We start from the raw sequence: 18,476 nt of genomic DNA, 5'->3' as shown, positions 1-18,476 counted from the left end.
CGGCGAGGCGGTCATGGCGGAAGAGAAGAAGAGCTTGCTGTACAAGCTGGAGCCGCTTGCCAAGCGGTTCCCCGCGGTGCAGAAGCCCGAGGGGCACGTCCACTTCCGCTCGAAGCTCGCCTGGTCTCTCGTCTGCCTCGTCGCCTACTTCTTCCTCGCCAACATCGCCATCTTCGGACTGGGCGAGGGCACGATCGACGTCTTCCAGCAGTTCCGAGCGATCCTGGCCGGCGCAAGCGGCTCGGTCGTCCACCTCGGCATCGGCCCCATCGTCACGGGCTCCATCATCATGCAGCTCTTCGTGGGCGCAAAGATCATCAACCTCGACCTCACGAAGCCCGAGGACAAGGCGATGTACCAGGGGACCCAGAAGCTCCTCGTCGTCGTCATGATCTTCGTGGAATCCATTCCCCAGGTCTTCGGATTCCTCCAGCCAAGCCAGGTGTTTGCCAACCGCCTCGACGTGGGCCTCCAGGGCGGTCTTGCGCTGGGCCTTGGCGTCGGCGCCATGTTCCTGTACGGCTTCATCTTCGCCCGCGTGGCCGAGGGCTACGAGCCCTCGCGCATGACGGTTCTCGCAAGCGTGCTGGCGGGGCTGCCCATCGGGCTTCTGTACACGTGGCTCGTCACGGCGCCGCTTGGAGGCATGCTTGGCCTTGAGGCGGAGCTTGGCGTCGTGGCCACGCTTGCGCTGGGCGCCGTGCTCACGCTTGCGGGCTTTGCCGTGGGCACGCTTCGCTCCGAGAAGGCCGAGAGCCCCATTCGGCATGCGCCCGTGCTGGCGGGTCCCGCGTTGGGGGGCCTTGCCATCGGCGCCGTGCTCGTGCTCACGTCCGCGACCTTCGCCTTTGCCCCCTCGTTTGCCACAAGCGCGGGGGCGGCCAACTACAACTGGGCGCGGTTCTTCCTCATCGTGCAGCTGGCGCTTGGAAGCTACCTCGTCTTCCTCATGGACGAGGTCGTCTCGAAGTGGGGCCTTGGATCGGGCATCTCGCTGTTCATCGCGGCCGGCGTCTCGCAGGCGCTCTTCACCGGCATGTTCAACTGGTTCCCCGCCCAGGCGGCGGACCTTTCCGTGTTCAACCCGCCCGGCGGGGCCATCCCCCGCACGGTGTACCTCCTCTCCGAGTACGACATGCGGTCGCTCGTGGGCGGCGGGTTCGAGAACATCTTCTTTGGCGACCCGCAGGATCCGTCGTCGGCCAACGCCATCATCGCCCTCGTCACGACGGTGCTCGTCTTCTTCTTCGTCGTGTACGCGGAGTCGAGCCGCATCGAGCTGCCTCTGGCCCACGGCAAGGTCCGCGGCGCGCGCGGCCGCTACCCCATCCGCCTCATCTACGCGAGCAACATCCCCGTCATCCTGATGGCCGCGCTGCTTGCCAACGTGAACTTGATTGCGCTCCTGTTCCACTACTCGCCCGCCGGGCCGACAGGCGAGACCTTCGGCCCCATGACGGATTGGCCCCTGTTCGGGGGCCGGTGGCTTGCGCACAACGCGCCCGAGTTCTCCGGCTGGCTTGGCGTCTACGCCACGGGCCAAGGCCAGGGGACAAGCCAGGCGCTGGGCGGCGCGGCGTACTACCTCTCGCCCGTGCAGGGCGTGGGCGACTGGCTGCTTCCGTTCCTGAACCCGCAGCGCTACGGCGGGGTGTTCGCCTACCGAGAGGGATGGCAGGTGATGCTGCACGTCGTCCTGTACCTCGTCGCCATGATCGGCGGCTCGATCCTCTTTGCCAAGTTCTGGATCGAGACCACGAACATGGGCCCGCAGGCCGTGGCCAAGCAGATCCAGAAGAGCGGCATGCAGATTCCCGGCTTCCGGCGGGACCCGCGCATCGTCGAGAAGATCCTCGAGCGCTACATCCCGGTCGTCACCGTGATCGGTGGGGCCACCGTGGGGGCGCTTGCCGCGTTTGCCGACATGCTTGGCACGCTTGGCCAAGCGTCCGGGACGGGCCTTCTCCTTGCCGTGGGCATCCTGCAGCGTCTGTACGAGCAGATCGCCAAGGAGCAGGTCATGGAGATGCACCCGGTATTGCGCGGGTTCTTTGGCGAGCGATAGCGCGCGCCCGGGCCTATTCCTATATACCCCCGCCTCCATCCCCGCCGCGGTTCCATGGGTGCCATCGTCATCACGGGCGTGCCGGGCGTGGGCAAGAGCACGGTGTTGGAGCTTGCCGCGGCCGAAACCAAGCGCCCGGTCGTCGTCTACGGCACGGAGATGCTCGCCGTGGCGCAGGCGCGCGGGCTCGTCAAGGACCGCGACGAGATGCGCCGGCTCCCGCCGGATCTCCAGCGGCAGATCCAGGAGGCCGCCGCCGACGCCATCCGGGCGAAGGGCGACGTCATCGTGGACACCCACTGCACCATCAAGACCCCGCACGGGTACCTGCCGGGGCTGCCCGCCTGGGTGGTCGAGCGGCTGCGCCCAAGCCAGATCATCCTCGTCGAGGCCGCGCCAGAGGAGATCGCAGGCCGGCGGGCCAAGGACGCCACGCGGAAGCGGGACGCGGACGACACGTTGGCGATCGCGGAGCACCAAGCCGTGAACCGCCTGGCCGCCATGGCCGTGGCCACCCTGACGGGCGCCACGCTCGTGTTCCTGCAGAACCGGGACGGCAGGCAGGACGAGACCAAGCGCGCGCTCCTTTCCGCCCTGGGTTGAACCGCCATGCCCGACGCCCCCGCCCCGCCCCCCGCGCCGCCGGCCAACTCGTTCCTCTACCTTTTCCTCTTCATGATGCTGTTCATGGTCATCATCATCTTCCCCGACCTCTACCTCGGGCTCGGGCGCGCCACCGGCTCGGTGCTCGCGCCCCTCATCGGCTTTGGCGGCGAGATGCCGGCGGCCACCCTCGTCCTTGCGGCGCTTCTCACCGGCGTCGCGACGACGTACCTGCGCCACGTCTTCACCGACTGGGTCGCCATGGCCAAGGTCCAGGAGACCATGCGCGCGTTCAACCAAGAGTTCAAGAAGGCGCGCCTCGACAAGAACCACCACAAGATCAAGAAGCTCACCGAGCGGCAGGGCGACATCTTCAAGCTGCAGGCCGAAGCCTCCGGCGGCCAGTTCAAGCCCATGATGGTGACGATGATCGTCGTCATCCCGCTCTTCGCGTGGCTCCTCACGTTCTTCACGGCCGCCATCCCGTACGACGTCGACGCCACGGGCGAATCCCTTCTCGTCACGCGCGGCGGAACCGAGGGCGTCCATTTCCTTGGCGCCGGCGCTTCGCCGACGTTCCAGGCCGTCCAACGCACGGACGTTTCGGCCTGGGCGCTTGCGCCCGACGCGGCCGTCTTGGTTCGAGGCGGGGGCCAAACGGCGCGTCTTGGTCCTCCATCCGCGCTCGACCGGTCGGCGCACGAGGTCGGCACGCTTGCGCGGGGCTTCCACAACCTCTCGGCAAGCGGCGCCCTCCAAACGCCGGCCGGCCCGGCTGGCGTCGTCGTCCTCCTCTTCGCGGCCGACGGTTACCGTCACGCCGTCCGGACCGACCAGGTCTCCTTCGTCGAGCTTGCGCGCAACGCGACCGTCTACGCCTTCGTTCTTTCCCCGTCGGCGACGGCGTCGGGCGAGATCGTCGTCGCAGCCGGAGGGACGAACTGGACGCTCTCGGCCGCGCACGCCATCGCGCCCGCCCAAAGCGCGCACGCGGCCGTCACGCCGCATCGCGCCTCGGTGCCCTGGAACCCCGAATGGGACCTCACGGGAGTGTGGATCTTCCTGCCGCGCTGGATCATCCTCTACTCGCTGTTCTCCTTCCCCGGCGGCCAGCTTTTGGCGCGCGCGCTCAAGGCGCGCGACCTCGGCAAGGCCGGCCGCGCCGCGCAGCCGGCGGCGGGGTGAAGACGTGCGCGTGGCCCTGGCCGGGCTCCCCGGCTGCGGAAAGACGACCGCCGCGCGCCTGGTCGCGCGCGAGCTTGGCCTTGCGCTCGTGTCGGCCGGATCCGTTTTCCGCGAGCTTGCCGCCAAGCGGAACCTGTCGCTTGCCGAGTTCTCGCGCGTGGCCGAGCAGGACCCGTCGATCGACCGCGCGCTGGACGCCCGCATGCTCGAGATCCTGCGCCAAGGCGATGTGCTCGTCGAGGGCCGCCTCGTGGCCTGGCTTGTCACCGCAAACGGCGTCCCGGCCCTCCGCGTGTGGCTCGAGTGTCCGCCCGAGGTCCGCGCGGCGCGCGTCGCCGCCCGCGAGGGGGTCCCAGTCGAGCAGGCGCGCGCGGCCAACGACCTTCGCGAAGCCAGCGAGGACGAACGGTACCGGACGATCTACGGCGTGTCGATGGACGACCCGCGCTGGTACGACCTTCGCGTCTCCACGCACGACCGCACGCCCGAGCAGGTCGCCGCCGCCGTCGTGGCACGCGCCCGCGCCGGGGGATCGCCACCGTGACCGAGCGCGTGCTCCTCGTGAAGGCGAAAGCTCCAACCGGCCCGCACGGTCGCCCGCCAAACGAGCGGTCCATCGCCGACCACCTGCGTCTGGGCATCGTCAACCTCGACAAGCCTTCCGGACCCACGAGCCACCAGGTCGTCGCGTGGATGAAGGCGGCGCTTGCCATCTCGCGCGCGGGCCACGGCGGCACGCTTGACCCCAACGTCACGGGCGTGCTGCCCGTCGCGCTCACGGACGCCACGCGGGCGCTCAAGGCGCTCCTCCTTGCGCCCAAGGAGTACGTCTGCGTCCTGCGCCTGCACGCCGACGCCCCGCCCAAGCGGCTGGAAACGGTGCTGCGCGAGTTCGTCGGCGACGTGTACCAGGTTCCCCCGCTCAAAAGCGCCGTGAAACGCCAACTGCGCGTCCGTCGCGTGTACACCCTGGACCTCCTCGAGAACGAGGGCCGCGAGGTCCTGTTCCGCGTCCGCTGCCAGGCGGGCACGTACGTCCGCAAGCTTTGCTCGGACGTCGGGACCGTGCTTGGCACCGGAGCCAACATGGCCGACCTGCGCCGAACGCGCACGGCGGGCTTTGGCGAGGACACGATCGCCACGCTTCACGACCTCACGGACGCCGTGGCGCTGTGGAAGGAGACCGGCGACGAGAGCGCACTGCGACGCGTCGTCCAACCCATGGAGCGCATGATCGAGCATCTCCCGCGCGTGATCGTCCGCGACAGCGCCGTCGACGCGCTCTGCCACGGCGCCGACCTTGCGGCCCAGGGCGTGCTCGAGGTCGAGCGCGGGCTTCGCAAGGGCCAGGCCATGGCCGTGTTCACGCAGAAGGGCGAAGGGGTCGCGCTTGGGACCGCGCTTGCCAGCGCCGAGGAGATGCTTGCGGCCGAGTCTGGGCTTGTCGTGAACGTCGACCGCGTGCTCATGGACAAGGGCACGTACCCGCGCGCCTGGTAGCAAGGTTTTTAGGCGAAGCGGGCCTACCGCGGGCCGTCGGTCCAAGGCCGCCGCCTTGGCCCTCGTGGAATCCTCGCTGCGGCTTTGGATTCCCCGGGGCCCGGCTTCAAGCGGCCCGGCGGGCCGCTTGCCGCCTTGGCTCAGTGGTGGAGCGACTCCTTGGTATCCCACTCCGCCGACGCGATTTGCGCGGGTGAGGCCGGAGAGGAGTAGGTCCCGGGTTCGATCCCCGGAGGCGGCTTCGCGGCGCCGCCGGACGCTTGCCGGGCCTGCGCCCGACAAGCCGGCGGCTGCACGCATACGCATGCATACGTTTGTATACGTGTGTATACAGGGGTTTTCGGATCAGAGGTTGTCGCGTTTCATCGAGCGCGCGCGGTCTTCCGCGCCGGGTCCTTGGATCCCCTTTTCGCCCTGCATCTGTTCCCGGCCCTGCTCGACGACCTCGCGCACGGTCTCGCCCGCCTTGCGGGTGAGCTCGCCTGCGACCTCCGGCCGCGCCTGCTCGGCGTAGCCCTCGGCCGTGCCCGTCACGGCGGCCGTGGTCTTCGCGGCGGCCTGCTTGGCCTCTTCGCGGATCTCCTCGGGCGACTTGTCGCGAAGCGTGCTCGCGATGTCCGTGGTCTTCTGCTTGGCCTTCTCGGTCAGATCGCTCGTGTCCACCATGGTTCCACTCCTCTTCGTTTACGGCTCGCGGCGCGGCCGGGCCAGCGGGCGAGCGATCGCTTGCGCGCGCTCGCCGGTCGTGCGGGCCACGCGCTCGAAGCCCTCGTCGGCCTCCCGGCGAATGGAGGTGGCCGCTTGGTACGCGACGGCCCCCGCCATGGCCGCGAGGATGGCAAACGTGAGACCCACCGCAACGTGCCCCCAGGGAACGCCCCATTGCGCGTTGAGGTGCGCCGCGATGGCAAGGGCGAGGAAGCCCAGCGCAAAGACGGCGAGCACGGCCGCGGCCACGATGCCGCCCACCGTCTTGGCAACCTCCCTGCGAACGTCGTCGATGACGCGTCGGACCTCGTCGCCGACGATGCCCGGCGTTGCGCGTGCTTCGCGTGCCGCCTCGGCGATCCCGGGCGCCTGCGCAACGCTGCTGCGCACGGCGTCGCCCGCGCGGGAGAGTGCATCGGGGGAAAGGACGTCTGCGGTACCCATTCCTTCTTGCGCCTGGCGCACGGTCTGGGCCGCCTGGTCGGCGGCGCGCGAGGTGTGACGGGCAAGGTCGCCTTCGCGCGCTTGCTCGGCGAAGCCTTCCGCCGCGCCTTCGACGGCGGCGAGGCCTTTCTCGAGCGCGCTTGCGTCGGAGCGGGTCGCCTCGGGACGGTTCGGCGGGCGGCGGGTCGCAGACTCGTCGTCGACCATGGGCTTCACGAAGCCGTTCACGGGCGCGCGCGAGTCCTTAGGGTTGCGGCTCAATCGGCGGTGGATGGCTTCCGCGCCACGAGCGCGTGGTTGTTGGCGGCCCAGCCGAGCGGAGGAAGGCTCGCGGCCGCGCGATCCCACTGGAACGTTCGCGCCGGGTCGGCTGCGAGGCGCTTGAGGAGGAGCCCAAGCGGCGTGCCGCCGTATCGCCAGTGCGCAAGCACGGAGAAGCCGGCCGCCTGCAGCAAGGACCGTATCTCCCTGGCGCCAAAGCGCCGTTCGTGGTACCAGCGCCCGCGCACCTTGCCCGCAAGGTCGCCAGGGGCAAAGGTGGTGGGCAGGTTCCAGAGGAACGCGAGGCCGCCCGGGCGCAGGACGCGGAAGACGTCGGCGAGGATGGTCGCCTCGTCGCCCACGCCGTCCTCCCAGACGTGTTCGAAGACGCCCGAGGAGATCCAGGCGTCCTGGCTTGCGTCGGGCACGGAGAGACGGTTTGGATCGCTTCCGAGGAGGGTTGGGATGGCAAGCTTCTGCGCGACGGGTTCGTAGCGCGGCGGGACGTGCAGCAGATAGTTCGCGGCGCCGCGGACCCCAAGCGCGTGCAACGTGGCGGTCACGTGGCCGTAGTACCCGCCCCAGTCGAGCACGCGACCTTGGCCGGGAACGAGCCGCGCGACGAGGCCGGCATGGAATGCGTAGATGGCCCAATCGTGTGGGTTGCGGAGGTTGTCCGCGTGATCGAGCGCAAGCTCGTCGGCCAGGCGGCGGTAGGCCATTTGCGTCCCCTTCGTGCGGGAAACAAGCGCGGGCAGGTCTTCCAGGGTCGCGTGGAAGGCCCGCCGCACGTCCGCCGATCCGCCCGTGACGACGCGCGTGATCTGAAGCTCGTCGCCGTCGGCCATGGGCGTGTCGTGCGGCACGACGACGCCGTCCAGGGCCGCAAGCACGGTCTCGGGATGGTCGCCCACCGCCCGCAGGACGTCCTCCACGCGCGCGCCTGCGGGCAGCGTGACCTCCCCTTGTCCCCGATCGGGCCCCAGCCTCCTCCATCGCACCCGGACCGTGGACACCGAAGGGGTTATGGAGGACCCCCAAAATACGGCTTCGCTCCCGGGACGAACGTACCCCGGTTGGTTCGACTTTGGAGGAACCGAGGGGGAAGGTTTCGGCCTTCCCCCTCGGGCTCCCCCTTCCATGCGCACGTAGCCAAGCGGTCCACGGCGGTAGACTCGAGATCTACTCGGGCTCACGTCCGGCGCAGGTTCAAATCCTGCCGTGCGCGTGAAACCTTTCCCGCTCGGCGGCCGCTCGCCCTGGGTGCTTCGCGGCCGCCTCGCTGAAAAGGTTGTCATCCAAAGGCGGCGATGCCCGCCCTCGCTCGGCCTGCCTTCGGCGGTCCTCGCGTCGGGCGCCCGCCGCCTAACTTCCCGCGCGGCGGCCGCTCGACCCACCGACGAAAAGGCTTAATCGGCCGCCCGTCGTGCGCGAGTTCGAACGGTGGACCGCGAAGGCGCGCGCGAGACGGTGCCGATTGCGTTCGCGGAGGGAAGAGGGGGGAGGGCTTTCGGGCCCTCCCCCCTCTACTCCCCCCACCCCATGCTCCCGTAGTGTAGTCCGGTCAATCATGCTGGCCTTTCGAGCCTGCGACTCGGGTTCAAATCCCGGCGGGAGCACTTGCGCGGTCGCAAAGCGACCGCGCGATCGCTGCGCCGGGATTTGACGAGATGACGAGCGAGGTTGCGCCCGAAGGGCGCAACGAGCGGAGTCATCGAAGTCCGAGCGTTGGTCGGCGACGAAGGCGCCGGGCACCAACGTGAGCCGAATCCCGGCGGGAGCACTCCTCGACGCTTGGGCGCGTCACCGAGTTCTCGCGCCTATCGCCCCTGCCAGCGCCTCGATCGTGATCGGCAGCCTGGGCCCATCCTGCTGCACGGCGACGGCAAGCGGCGTCGTTCCCACGCGCGAGAGCGAGTCCTGCAGGTCGTTGCCGTGGACGGCGGACAAGACCATGTAGGCGCGCCCGTCGGGGCCGACGGCGGCACCCTGGACGTGACGGGAGGCGGCCGGGCCGTCCTTGAGGACGAGCGAAGCTTCGCGGACGATCGGGCTTCCGTCGGCTCCGGCGAGGAGGTGCCCGAGGTACCAGTCGGTGGGGCCGTCCACCGTGTCCGTGAGCCCCCAATTGAGGACGGCGCCTGGGCCGCGCTTGTTGCCGTCGATGTAGACCGAGCTCACGGGCCGGTCGAATCGGATCGTTCGCTCGACGAAGGTATGCCCGTCGTCCTTGCTGATGGCGATCTGGATGCCGCCGGAGCCGGGGCCGGGCGTGGCGGCTTCGTTGCTCATGGCGACGACGTACATCGTGCCTTCCGCGTCGAAGGCGACCAGGCCGTAGTTGCTGATCTCCGAAATGGACGTGTGGGCGTTTTCGAACACGGGGCGCTGCTGGACGTCCATGACGTTTGCCGCGTTGCCCGTCACGACCACGAACATCTTGCCCTGGCGCTGGGGCGCGGCGAAGAAGTGGTCCGCGCGCATGTCCGGAATCCCGGGGATGAAGCCGCCGCCGTCGCCGGCGCACAGGTTCCACACGGGCCCGTCGAGCGGGTTCCAGACGTCCACGTACCGAGCCGGCGGAACCTTGAGCACGCCGATCTGGACCGGCCCGCCTCCGGCGTTGTTGACCATGAGGAGCTTCCCGTTGGCGTAGGCGGCCCATGGCCGGTCGTTGAGGTTCGCGACGCTGCACGAGCGATCCTGGCCCGTGAGCGCGGCGGCGCGCGAGGTCTGCGCTTGAACCATGTCGTACGCGTTGGGATTGTGGTAGCAGTGGCGGGCGCCGTCGTCGCACCAGCCGTTCACCGGGAACGTGGCAAGCGTGATGTCGACGCCCCAAGCCTGCCCGTCGTCGCCCGCGACGATGAAGATCTCGTCGCTGGGCGGAGGGGTCCCGCCGTGCAACGGCTCGGGCACCCGGGCGCTCGATGCAAAGGGAAGCTGTCTCCACGTCTTGCCGTCGTCGCTGCTGAAGAACGCGGGCGCGCCGGTGGTGTCGATGCCCGTCGTGTGGGCGCTGATGTAGATCACGCCCGAGCTCGAAACGTCGATCGTGGGCTCGTAAAGGCCATGCCCGAAGTGCACGGCAGGAAGCACCGCCGACAAGGCGAAGGCCATCGCGTCGGTGACCTCAAGATCGATGTCCAAGGGCAACGCGTCGGTCACTTGGGGGTCGAGCAAGGCGCCCGAATCGGGGCCAAGACAGCCCGCCAGGACCAGGCCGGCCGTCGCTAGAACCGGGAGAATCAGCCTCGCCATGGGGGGAAGTAGCCCTGACTCATTATCTATTTTTTCCGCGCCCGGGGGCGCGGCGGGTCGTCATCGGGCCGCGTCCGCGGAAACGCGGCCGCCGTGGCCTACGCGCCGACGCCGCGGTGAGCTTCCGGTGCCAGGCGTCTCCCCTTCCGGCCCGCGGGCTCAAATCCTCCAAGGAGCATGCGCCCGCGTGGAGGCGGTCCTGCGAAGGCCCCAAGCGGCGCCTGCGGAGCCTGCGGCCGCCTGGCGCGTGGTCGTCAACCGGGCCGTCGTCGTGGGTGCGCTCGGGTACTTCGTCGACATCTACGACCTGCTCCTTTTCAGCATCGTCCGCGTCCAGAGCTTGCGCGCCATCGGCGTCGCCGACGCGGACCTTCTGCCCGTGGGCGTGCTCCTCCTCAACGCGCAGATGATCGGGCTTCTTCTGGGCGGCATCCTCTGGGGCGTGCTCGGGGACCGGCGGGGCCGGGTTTCCGTCCTCTTTGGCTCGATCGCGCTGTATTCGGTCGCCAACATCGCCAACGCCTTCGTGACGGACGTGGAGACCTACGCCGTCCTGCGCTTCGTGGCCGGCGTGGGGCTCGCCGGGGAACTTGGCGCCGCCGTCACGCTTGTCGCCGAGACGCTGCCCGCCAACGCGCGCGGCTACGGCACGGCGGTCGTGGGCGGCGTGGGCATCCTGGGAGCGGTCGCCGCGGCCATCGTGGGAGGCGCGTTCGCCTGGCAGGTGGCCTATCTCGTCGGCGGCGGCATGGGGCTCGTGCTGCTTGTGGTGCGGTTCAAGCTCGTCGAATCCGGTCTCTGGCGCTCGGTCGAGCGTTCGGACGCCCGCAAGGGGGACCTCCGGCTCCTGTTTGGGCATCCCGAGCGCCTGGCCCGATACGCGGCGTGCGTCCTCGTGGGGCTTCCCATCTGGTTTGTCGTTGGCGTCGTGGTGACCTTCTCGCCCGAGCTGTCGACGGAGCTTCGCGTCACGGGACCCGTTTCCGCGGGGGACGCGATCCTGTGGTGCTACGTGGGCCTGGCCGTGGGCGGCTTTGGGCTGGGCGCCGCAAGCCAACGCCTCCGCTCTCGCTGGTGGACCGTGTTTGTCGCGCTCGGGCTCACGGCGGCCACGGTATTTGCCACGCTGCTTGCGCGCGGGCAGAGCCCCGCCGCCTTCTACGGCCTGTGCGCGGCCATGGGCCTTGCCGCCGGCTACTGGACGGTCTTCATCACGATCGCCGCCGAGCAGTTCGGGACGAACCTCCGCGCAACGGTCGCCACGACCGTCCCCAACTTCATTCGGGGCTCGGTGGTGCCCATCACGCTTGCCTTCTCGGCTCTGGCGCCCCTGCTGGGCCTCTGGCGCAGCGCGATGGCCGTCGGCGCGGCCTGCCTGCTCGTTTCGCTCGTCGCCTTGCGGAGCCTGCCCGAAACGCACGGAAAGGACCTGGATTACCTCGAGACCTAGCTTTTTGGCACCCTCCTGCATTGCGGGGGCCATGCCCCGACGCCGGGACAAGGGGCTCGAGCGCGAGCGCGCGCGGGCCCGCATCGGAGAACTGTTCGTCTTGGCCGAGGCGCGCGCCCGAGCCGGCGACGCCGAGCGCGCGCGCCGCTACGTCTTGCTGGCCCGGCGGCTTGGCACGCGATACCTCGTCCGCCTGCCGCGCGAGCTCTCGCGCCGTCACTGCAAGGAATGCAACGCGTACTGGCTTCCCGGGCAGGCCCGCGTGCGGATCCGCTCCCGGCGCGTCGTGGCCACCTGCCCCTCGTGCGGCGCGATCCGCCGGTTCGGGGTCGGTCCCCCCGCGCGGCGCCGCGCCCGCGCCACCAAGGAGGGTTTCCATGGACGCGCGTGAGCGGCGCGCGCTTGCCGCCCTTGCGCAGAAGCTCGAGGCGAACGTGTCCGTCGGCAAGTCCGGCGTCACGCCCGGCGTCCTGGCGGAGCTCGAGGCGCGCCTTTCCCGCTCGGAGCTCGTGAAGGTGAGGTTCCTCAAGTCGGCGCGCGAGGGCGCGCAGCGGCAGGAGCTTGCCGATAGCCTGGCGACGGGCGCCCGCGCCGAGGTCGTCGAGGTGCGTGGCAACACGGTCGTGCTCTGGCGCGCCAAGTCCAAGCGCGGTCCCGGCGCAAACGTGAAGTAGCCCGTCCCGGCTGTCCGGCCCATGGGCGAGCCTTCCGCCGAGGGCGAGGCGAAGGCCGGCGAGGCGCCCGCGCCGGCGCCCACCCCTCCTGCGCCGGCAACGGAGACCCGCCAGCCCATCGTGTCCGTCCTGGGGCACGTCGACCACGGCAAGACGAGCCTCCTCGATCGTATCCGCGGCACGACCGTGGCCGAGCGCGAGGCGGGCCGCATCACGCAGCACATCGGCGCCACGGAGGTGCCGCTTCCCGCCATCCGCCGGCTGTGCGGGCCCCTCATGAAGGGGAAGGAGTTCCGCGTGCCGGGGCTCCTGTTCATCGATACGCCCGGCCACCAAGCCTTCACGACGCTGCGCGCCCGCGGCGGAGCGCTTGCCGACATCGCCGTGCTCGTCGTCGACGTCCACGAGGGCCTCATGCCCCAGACGCGGGAGGCCATCTCGATCCTTCGCAAGAACAAGACGCCCTTTGTCGTCGCGCTCACCAAGATCGACCGGCTCCACGGCTGGCAGCCCGAGGAGGGGAGCCCCTTCCTCGCCTCGCTGCAGCGGCAGCTCTCGCGCGTCCAGGAAGAGCTCGACACGAAGATCTACGAGATCGTCGGCCGGTTCTCCGAGATCGATCTGCCCGCCGACCGGTACGACCGCATCGCCGACTTCCGCAAGTCGATCGCGCTTGTTCCCCTCTCCGCGCACACGGGCGAGGGCGTTCCCGACCTCCTGCTCGTGCTCATCGGGCTTGCCCAGCGCTTCCTCGAGGAGAGCCTCGCCACGACGATGGACGCCCGAGCGGAGGGCACCGTGCTCGAGGTCAAGGAGGAGCGGGGCCTTGGCGCCACGCTCGACGCGATCGTGTACGGCGGCACGCTGCGGCAGGGCGACACGATCGTCGTGGGCGGCCGAGCCGGCCCCATCACCGCCAAGCTGCGCGCGATCCTGAAGCCCCGGCCCCTCGACGAGATCCGCGACCCCTCCGAGCGCTTCGCGAGCGTGAAGAGCGTGCGCGCGGCAAGCGGCGTGAAGCTCTCGGCTCCGGGACTCGACGGCGCGCTTGCAGGCGCGCCCCTGTACTCGGCCACGGCCGCCACGCTTGCCGAGACGGTCGCGCTCGTCCGCGAGGCCATGCAGAGCAACATCGAGACGGCCGAGGCGGGAGTGACCGTCAAGGCCGACAGCCTCGGCAGCCTCGAAGCCATCGCTTTCGAGCTTTCGAACAAAGGCGTGCCCATCCAGGTGGCCGAGGTGGGAGACGTGAGCCGCCGCGATGTCGTGAACGCGCGGGCACGCGCGGACCCCCTCTTCCAGGCCGTGCTCGCCTTCCACGTGAAGACGCTGCCCGACGCGAAGACCGAGCTTGCCGCCGGCGACGTGAAGCTCGTCGAGGGCAACGTCATCTACCATCTGCTCGACGCCTACGTCGCCTGGCGCGACGAGCGCAAGGCGCAGCTGGAGGCGCAAAGCCGGACGGAGGTCGTGTACCCCGGCAAGGTCCTGCTCCTTGCAGACCACGTGTTTCGCGTCTCCAAGCCCGCCGTCGTCGGCGTGCGCGTGCTCGCCGGCAGCGTGCGCGCCGGCGAGCGCCTCCTTCGAGAGGACGGGCGCGTCGTGGGCGAGATCGCATCGATCCGCAGCGGGCAGGAGACGCTCAAGGAGGCCAAGCAGGGCCAGGAGGTGGCCCTTGCCATCGACGACGTGACCGTGGGACGCCAGATCGACCCCGAGATGGTGCTCTACGTGGACATCCCCGAATCCGACGCCAAGGCGCTGCAGGCGATGGAGCTCACCTACGACGAGAAGGAGACGCTGAACGAGTTCCTCGGCATCAAGCGCAAGGCCGAGCGGCCGTTCTGGGGAATGTGAGTCACGCGTCCTGCCGCCGGCGCCCGAGCGCAAGCGCAACGAGGACCACGCCGCCTGCGACAAGCAACGGCTCGGGCGCCGGCGTCCGCTTCAGCCGGTCGATCTCGAGGCCGACGCGTGCCAGCTCGTTGTCGATCTGATTCGACAGGCGCTCCATCCAGCCATACGCGCGGTCCTCCTCGCGGTACCGCGGGTCGAGGCTTGCCGCAAGCTCGGGGTTCTCCTTGACGAGCACCGTCGAGGTCGCCGACCAGGCGGTCGAGAACGGGCCCACGGGGCGGGCGACAAGCTGCCACATGCCGGGCCGGACGCCTTCCTGCTTGACGCCGCTGATGACCTTCTTTGCGCCCTCGGCCTTGGCCGCGGTCCACGGCCCAAACGTGCCCACGCCGTCGGAGAGGTACACCTGGAAGACGCCCTGCGGGTTCGTCCACGCGAAGTCGAACGTGACCCGCGTGGCGCCCTGCTTCACCGGGAACACGAACTGGATCGTGGACGGCGCTGCCCCCGAAGCCGGCGTGGCGCCAAGAAGGCCGCCCGCCGAGGACGTGAACGTGCCCGTCTGCGTCCATTCCTCCGCGCCGCCGGCCACGAGAACGTTGCCGTGGTCCTCCGGGAGGTTCCGCGCCAGCAGGACCGCGTCCCGGCCGTCCACGAGCCCAAAGCCGTATTCGGGATCGGGCCCTCGCGGCCCAAGGTCGATTGCGGCCTCGCGAAGGATGTTCTTCACGCGCGCGGGCGTGAGGCTCGGGTTCGCCTCCAGCATGGCGGCCACGATGCCGGCCACAAACGGGGCCGCCTGGCTCGTGCCCGAGAGTTCAAGATACCGCGCCGACGACACGGCGTCGGCCTGCTGCGCCCGGACGATTCGCGAGGTCGGATCGCCCGTCGCGCTGGCCGACCGCGCGCTCACGACCGAGGAGCCGGGCGCGACGAGGTCGGGCTTGATGAAGTCGAGCGCCAAGCGGTCGCGGCCCACGGCCGGGCCCCGCCCCGAATACGAGCCGAGCACGCCCGCCTTGTCCGTGCCGCCTACCGTGATCGCGTGCGGGTTCTGCGCCTCGCTCGAGAGCGTGCTTGGGCCCGGGCCCCCGTTGCCGGCGCTGAACACGACGACGATGCCCTCGTCCGTCAGGCGCTGGATGGCGCGCTGCAGCGGGTCCTGGGCGTCGTAGTGCGCGTCGCGCTCCGCGCGGCCCCAGGAGTTGCTCACGACGCGGATGTTGTAGCGGTCCTTGTTCGTGAGGATCCAGTCGAAGGCCGAGAGCGCCGCCGTCGTGGTGAAGCTCACGCTAAAGTCGAGGCCCACCAGGCACGCGCCCGGCGCCACGCCCCGGTACCGGCCGCCTGACTCGCCGCCGGACCCGGCCACGATGCCCGCCACGTGCGTACCGTGCCCGTCGAGGTCGCTGGGGCTTCCGTGCCAGGCTCCGTGCGCGTACTTCACGTTCGCAAGCACGCACGGGAAGTCCGGATGCGTCGTGTCGATGCCGCTGTCCACGACGGCCACCGTGACGCCGCGGCCCGTCGCGCCCAGGCTCTCGATCGCCGTTCCCGCCCGCACGAGGCGCGCGGCCTGATCGAGGTGCTTCTCCACGGGACGCTCGGGGTCCACGCGCAGGACGAAGGGAAGGCGCGCCACGTCGCGCGCTTGGGCGTCGGTGAGGCTCGCCTTGGCGCTCGGGACGATCGTGAAGAAGACGGCCGCCGGGTCGCGGGCGAGGATCTCAAGCCTTTGGACCGGGGAGGGCTCCTGCGCGAACGTGACCACGTACGTCTGCTCCGAGAAGCCGCCCACGGGAGGCGCGGCAAGCGTGGCGAGGAACAGAAGCGCGGCTAGGGTCGCGCGAAGGCGCATCAAGGAAAAGCCGGGCGGACGGGCTTATAAGGGCTCGTCTGTCGGGAGGCGGGAAGAAGGGGGAAACGGACGAAGGGAGGGACACGAATTTCGCGGCGATCCGCCGGCAAAGACGACTGCGTGTCGAGGTGACCGCCTGGCATCGGGCAAAGGACATGACGAATACCCTTAGGGAAGGCACTGCATCTCGCGACTCCATGCATGCGGTGGCAGCGCCGTTCCTGGCGATGGCGCTGCTCCTGTCGGGATGCTTGCAGACCGCGGAGCGTCCCAGCACCCCGGACCCGGTCGCTCCCAGCCCGCCGGGCCCGCTCGAACCATCCTATCCGGAAGGCCCCGGTGAGCCGCCGCGCCCTCCGGTTGAACCGTCGGCGGAGCGTACGCTCGTCGGGATCGGCGGTGACGCCGAGGCGTCGCTTGCCGCGGGAGCCGACGGCGTCATGCTTGTATGCAGCCATGGAGGTTTCACCAAGCCCTCGCCCCTATGGGCCTCGGACGACGGGGGATTGACGTGGCGCGAGGTCCACCCGGCGCCCAACCATCCCCCAAGCGGGGACTGCGACGTCGCGGTGGCGCCCGACGGAACTTGGTACGTGGCCTACGCGACCCTCGCCTCCGTGACGATGGCGGCTTCGACGGATCGGGGCCAGACGTGGAAGGTCACGTACGTCTCCGCGGTGCCCGTGGGCGGCATCGTCGACCGTCCGTGGATCGTCGCCCGCGAAGGCGATCTCCTGCTTTCCTACATCGGCGGCGACGCGGCCGGCATCTTCTGCCGGCGGATCGAGGCCCTGGGCGTGTACTCCTGCGCGAACGCGCATCTCTCCATGGTTGCGCGTTCGACCGACGGGGGGCAAACGTGGGCGGAGTACCGCGTCGCCATGGCGCCCTCGGGCATTCCCGAGACGTGCACCACCGGGCGGACGTTTGCCACCGGCGACGGGGTGGTCCATCTCCCGCTCGCTTGCTGGCCGTCCGCGGGCCCCTCGCCGCCGGCCCTGCGCGTGGGCCTGCTCTCCTCACGCGACCTGCAAGCCTGGGAGTTTCAGCAGGCGCACGCGTCGTCGCTGGGTCTTTTCACCGTGCCAACGGCAACGCAGAGTCCCGACGGGACGTTTTGGCTGACGTGGGCCGAGGGCAGCAGAGCGGAAGGAGGGGTGATCGCGGCCGCGTCGAGCGACGGCGCGTCTTGGAGTCCGCCCCTCGTCGTCGCCTCCAACCGGACCTCCGGCGGCTTCCTCTGGCCCTGGATTGCCGCCCACGACCGCGGCGCGACGTTGGGTTGGATGGACCAAACGCCGCACGAGGGAAGCCCCGCTTGGAACGTCGTGGTGGCGACGATCGAGGCAGATTCGCGCGTGCAAACGCGCACAACGCACTACGCCGAGGGCGACATGGTCTACGAATTCTCCATGGTTTCTCTTGACGCGGCGGGTCGAGCGTTCCTTGTCCATCCCCTCCTTGGGGACGGATGCAAGAAGAGCCCCCCGGGCATGGACGACAGGCGCCGGAACGAGCAGTGCATTTGGCTTCTGCGCGCGGCCTGATGTTCACCGCCCCCGGCCGCTCGTCCGTTCGTCAAGAACCCCCGATCGCGCCTCGCGAAAGCTGGGAGTGGGATTCGAACCCACGCGACCCAGATCTGCAGTCTGGTGCCTAGCCGCTCGGCCATCCCAGCGGGCCTACGGGCCCACCGCGCGAACCTGCCTTCAATCCTTCGCTCGGCACGCCAGCGCCGCGCGATCGCGCGACCGCGCGCGCGGCAATCGGGCACCGCCCCGCGCCCTTTACGTAGGGGGCCCGCCTTCTCGTCCGTGATGGCCGACGACGAGCCGGACCTGTCGATCCACGAGTTCGCGCAGGTCGACCTCACGGGCGCCACGGTGATCGACGGGTTCCCGAGCGTGGGCCTTGTCTCGACGATCACGGCAAACTACCTCATCGACGTCCTCGAATTGCAGCAGATCGGCATCATGGACAGCCGCTTCTTCCCCACGGTGTCGATCGTCCGCAACGCCACGCCCATGTACCCCGTCCGAATCTACGCGGGCAAGGGCGTCTGCGTCTTCATCAGCGAGTTCCAGCCCGCGCCCAAGCTCATCCGGCCCATCGCCGACGCGATCCTCGCGTTTGCGCAGCGCAAGGGCTGCACCACCATCATCAGCCCGGAGGGGCTCGTCCTCGAGCAGGCCGGCGACAACCCCGAGGAAGTCGCCATCTACGCGCTTGGCAGCACGGACGCCACGCGGGCGCTTCTTGCCAAGCACAAGCTGCCCATGTTCGGAAACGGCATCATCACGGGCGTCTCGGGCGTCCTCCTCAACCTCGGCAAGAAGCACGGTTTCGACACGATCAGCATCCTCGCCGAGGCAAACCCGAACTATCCGGACGCGCGCGCGGCGGCGAAGGTCATCGAGGTCATCGACGCGCTGCTCGAGCACATCGAGATCGACGTGAAGCCCCTGTACACGGAGGCGGAGAACATCGAGCGCACGCTCCGCATGATGCAGAAGCAGGCGGCGCCGGCCGAGGGCAAGGGGCAGGACTACCCGCCGAGCATGTACGGCTAGGCGCCGGCAGGTTCATGGGTTTCCCCGCCGCTTGGCCGCC

Annotated in this window: 16 protein-coding genes and 4 tRNA genes; 14 read left to right on the top strand and 6 right to left on the bottom strand. The window is 69.7% G+C overall.

From position 1 onward, the window contains the following. Positions 1-13: 13 nt before the first annotated feature. The 6 genes from VM681_06745 (at position 14) to VM681_06720 (ending at position 5,594) form a co-directional block, all read left to right on the top strand. Positions 14-2,065 (top strand): preprotein translocase subunit SecY, encoded by a 2,052-nt coding sequence (locus VM681_06745; protein ID HVL87684.1) that lies wholly within the window; start codon positions 14-16, stop codon positions 2,063-2,065. Positions 2,066-2,119: 54 nt separating this feature from the next. Beyond that, positions 2,120-2,668 carry an adenylate kinase gene (locus tag VM681_06740; GenBank protein ID HVL87683.1) on the top strand — a complete coding sequence of 183 codons (549 nt, stop codon included), beginning with the start codon at positions 2,120-2,122 and terminating at the stop codon, positions 2,666-2,668. A gap of 6 nt (positions 2,669-2,674) precedes the next feature. Further along, the gene (locus VM681_06735) at positions 2,675-3,853 is read left to right on the top strand and encodes an EMC3/TMCO1 family protein (protein HVL87682.1); all 1,179 of its coding nucleotides are present in this window, start codon (positions 2,675-2,677) and stop codon (positions 3,851-3,853) included. Between the two features lie 4 nt (positions 3,854-3,857). Continuing rightward, a complete protein-coding gene (locus tag VM681_06730; GenBank protein HVL87681.1) occupies positions 3,858-4,397 on the top strand; it encodes a cytidylate kinase family protein in 540 nt (179 codons plus the stop codon). Continuing rightward, the gene (locus tag VM681_06725; GenBank protein ID HVL87680.1) at positions 4,394-5,353 is read left to right on the top strand and encodes an RNA-guided pseudouridylation complex pseudouridine synthase subunit Cbf5; all 960 of its coding nucleotides are present in this window, start codon (positions 4,394-4,396) and stop codon (positions 5,351-5,353) included. The genes VM681_06730 and VM681_06725 overlap by 4 nt, the downstream gene beginning before the upstream one ends. A 129-nt stretch (positions 5,354-5,482) precedes the next feature. After that, positions 5,483-5,594: transfer RNA gene (locus tag VM681_06720), tRNA-Thr, on the top strand. Between the two features lie 104 nt (positions 5,595-5,698). On the opposite strand, the gene VM681_06715 is transcribed toward VM681_06720, so the two are convergent. Genes VM681_06715 through VM681_06705 form a run of 3 tightly spaced genes read right to left on the bottom strand, consistent with a single transcriptional unit; the run spans position 5,699 to position 7,782 of the window. Then, positions 5,699-6,019 (bottom strand): hypothetical protein, encoded by a 321-nt coding sequence (locus tag VM681_06715; protein ID HVL87679.1) that lies wholly within the window; start codon positions 6,017-6,019, stop codon positions 5,699-5,701. A gap of 18 nt (positions 6,020-6,037) precedes the next feature. Further along, positions 6,038-6,721, bottom strand: coding sequence for a phage holin family protein (locus tag VM681_06710; protein ID HVL87678.1), 684 nt, complete (start codon positions 6,719-6,721; stop codon positions 6,038-6,040). A 41-nt stretch (positions 6,722-6,762) separates the two neighbouring features. Next, positions 6,763-7,782, bottom strand: coding sequence for a MoaD/ThiS family protein (locus VM681_06705; GenBank protein ID HVL87677.1), 1,020 nt, complete (start codon positions 7,780-7,782; stop codon positions 6,763-6,765). A gap of 126 nt (positions 7,783-7,908) precedes the next feature. Here VM681_06705 and VM681_06700 point away from each other — a divergent pair. Both VM681_06700 and VM681_06695 read left to right on the top strand, forming a co-directional pair. Continuing rightward, positions 7,909-7,994, top strand: a tRNA-Ser gene (locus tag VM681_06700). Between the two features lie 316 nt (positions 7,995-8,310). Then, positions 8,311-8,385: transfer RNA gene (locus tag VM681_06695), tRNA-Glu, on the top strand. Positions 8,386-8,569: 184 nt separating this feature from the next. Here the strand turns inward: VM681_06695 and VM681_06690 are convergent. Beyond that, a complete protein-coding gene (locus VM681_06690; GenBank protein ID HVL87676.1) occupies positions 8,570-10,027 on the bottom strand; it encodes a hypothetical protein in 1,458 nt (485 codons plus the stop codon). A gap of 187 nt (positions 10,028-10,214) precedes the next feature. Between VM681_06690 and VM681_06685 the strand changes: the two genes are divergently transcribed. From VM681_06685 to infB, 4 genes are read left to right on the top strand one after another with little or no spacing between them, the layout of a single operon-like run. Beyond that, on the top strand, positions 10,215-11,477 hold the full coding sequence (locus VM681_06685) for an MFS transporter (GenBank protein HVL87675.1): 1,263 nt from the start codon (positions 10,215-10,217) through the stop codon (positions 11,475-11,477). A gap of 31 nt (positions 11,478-11,508) precedes the next feature. After that, positions 11,509-11,868, top strand: a complete 360-nt coding sequence (locus VM681_06680) for a ribonuclease P (protein ID HVL87674.1) — start codon at positions 11,509-11,511, stop codon at positions 11,866-11,868. After that, on the top strand, positions 11,855-12,151 hold the full coding sequence (locus VM681_06675) for a YhbY family RNA-binding protein (GenBank protein ID HVL87673.1): 297 nt from the start codon (positions 11,855-11,857) through the stop codon (positions 12,149-12,151). The genes VM681_06680 and VM681_06675 overlap by 14 nt, the downstream gene beginning before the upstream one ends. A gap of 21 nt (positions 12,152-12,172) precedes the next feature. Continuing rightward, complete coding sequence (infB, locus tag VM681_06670; GenBank protein ID HVL87672.1) at positions 12,173-14,008, top strand: translation initiation factor IF-2; 1,836 nt, start codon at positions 12,173-12,175, stop codon at positions 14,006-14,008. 1 nt (position 14,009) lies between these two features. Here infB and VM681_06665 read toward each other — a convergent pair whose 3' ends face one another. Then, positions 14,010-15,866: a S8 family serine peptidase gene (locus tag VM681_06665; protein HVL87671.1), complete on the bottom strand. Its 1,857-nt coding sequence runs from the start codon at positions 15,864-15,866 to the stop codon at positions 14,010-14,012. Positions 15,867-16,063: 197 nt separating this feature from the next. On the opposite strand from VM681_06665, the gene VM681_06660 reads away from it, so the two are divergent. Continuing rightward, a complete protein-coding gene (locus tag VM681_06660) occupies positions 16,064-17,413 on the top strand; it encodes a sialidase family protein (protein ID HVL87670.1) in 1,350 nt (449 codons plus the stop codon). Between the two features lie 59 nt (positions 17,414-17,472). Here VM681_06660 and VM681_06655 read toward each other — a convergent pair. Beyond that, positions 17,473-17,544: transfer RNA gene (locus VM681_06655), tRNA-Cys, on the bottom strand. A 139-nt stretch (positions 17,545-17,683) separates the two neighbouring features. Here VM681_06655 and VM681_06650 point away from each other — a divergent pair. Next, positions 17,684-18,436, top strand: coding sequence for a PAC2 family protein (locus VM681_06650; GenBank protein ID HVL87669.1), 753 nt, complete (start codon positions 17,684-17,686; stop codon positions 18,434-18,436). The last annotated feature ends 40 nt before the right edge of the window (positions 18,437-18,476 follow it).

It is taken from the genome of Candidatus Thermoplasmatota archaeon (assembly GCA_035541015.1).
GTDB lineage: Archaea > Thermoplasmatota > SW-10-69-26 > JACQPN01 > JAIVGT01 > DATLFM01.
This window is presented reverse-complemented; position numbering and strand designations above follow the sequence as displayed.

Coding starts and splice junctions, on each gene's coding strand:
- VM681_06715 (HVL87679.1), bottom strand. CDS start 6,019: ATGGTGGACACGAGCGATCTGACCGAGAAGGCCAAGCAGAAGACCACG.
- VM681_06690 (HVL87676.1), bottom strand. CDS start 10,027: ATGGCGAGGCTGATTCTCCCGGTTCTAGCGACGGCCGGCCTGGTCCTG.
- VM681_06735 (HVL87682.1), top strand. CDS start 2,675: ATGCCCGACGCCCCCGCCCCGCCCCCCGCGCCGCCGGCCAACTCGTTC.
- VM681_06660 (HVL87670.1), top strand. CDS start 16,064: ATGCATGCGGTGGCAGCGCCGTTCCTGGCGATGGCGCTGCTCCTGTCG.
- VM681_06665 (HVL87671.1), bottom strand. CDS start 15,866: ATGCGCCTTCGCGCGACCCTAGCCGCGCTTCTGTTCCTCGCCACGCTT.
- VM681_06740 (HVL87683.1), top strand. CDS start 2,120: ATGGGTGCCATCGTCATCACGGGCGTGCCGGGCGTGGGCAAGAGCACG.
- VM681_06675 (HVL87673.1), top strand. CDS start 11,855: ATGGACGCGCGTGAGCGGCGCGCGCTTGCCGCCCTTGCGCAGAAGCTC.
- infB (HVL87672.1), top strand. CDS start 12,173: ATGGGCGAGCCTTCCGCCGAGGGCGAGGCGAAGGCCGGCGAGGCGCCC.
- VM681_06745 (HVL87684.1), top strand. CDS start 14: ATGGCGGAAGAGAAGAAGAGCTTGCTGTACAAGCTGGAGCCGCTTGCC.
- VM681_06650 (HVL87669.1), top strand. CDS start 17,684: ATGGCCGACGACGAGCCGGACCTGTCGATCCACGAGTTCGCGCAGGTC.
- VM681_06680 (HVL87674.1), top strand. CDS start 11,509: ATGCCCCGACGCCGGGACAAGGGGCTCGAGCGCGAGCGCGCGCGGGCC.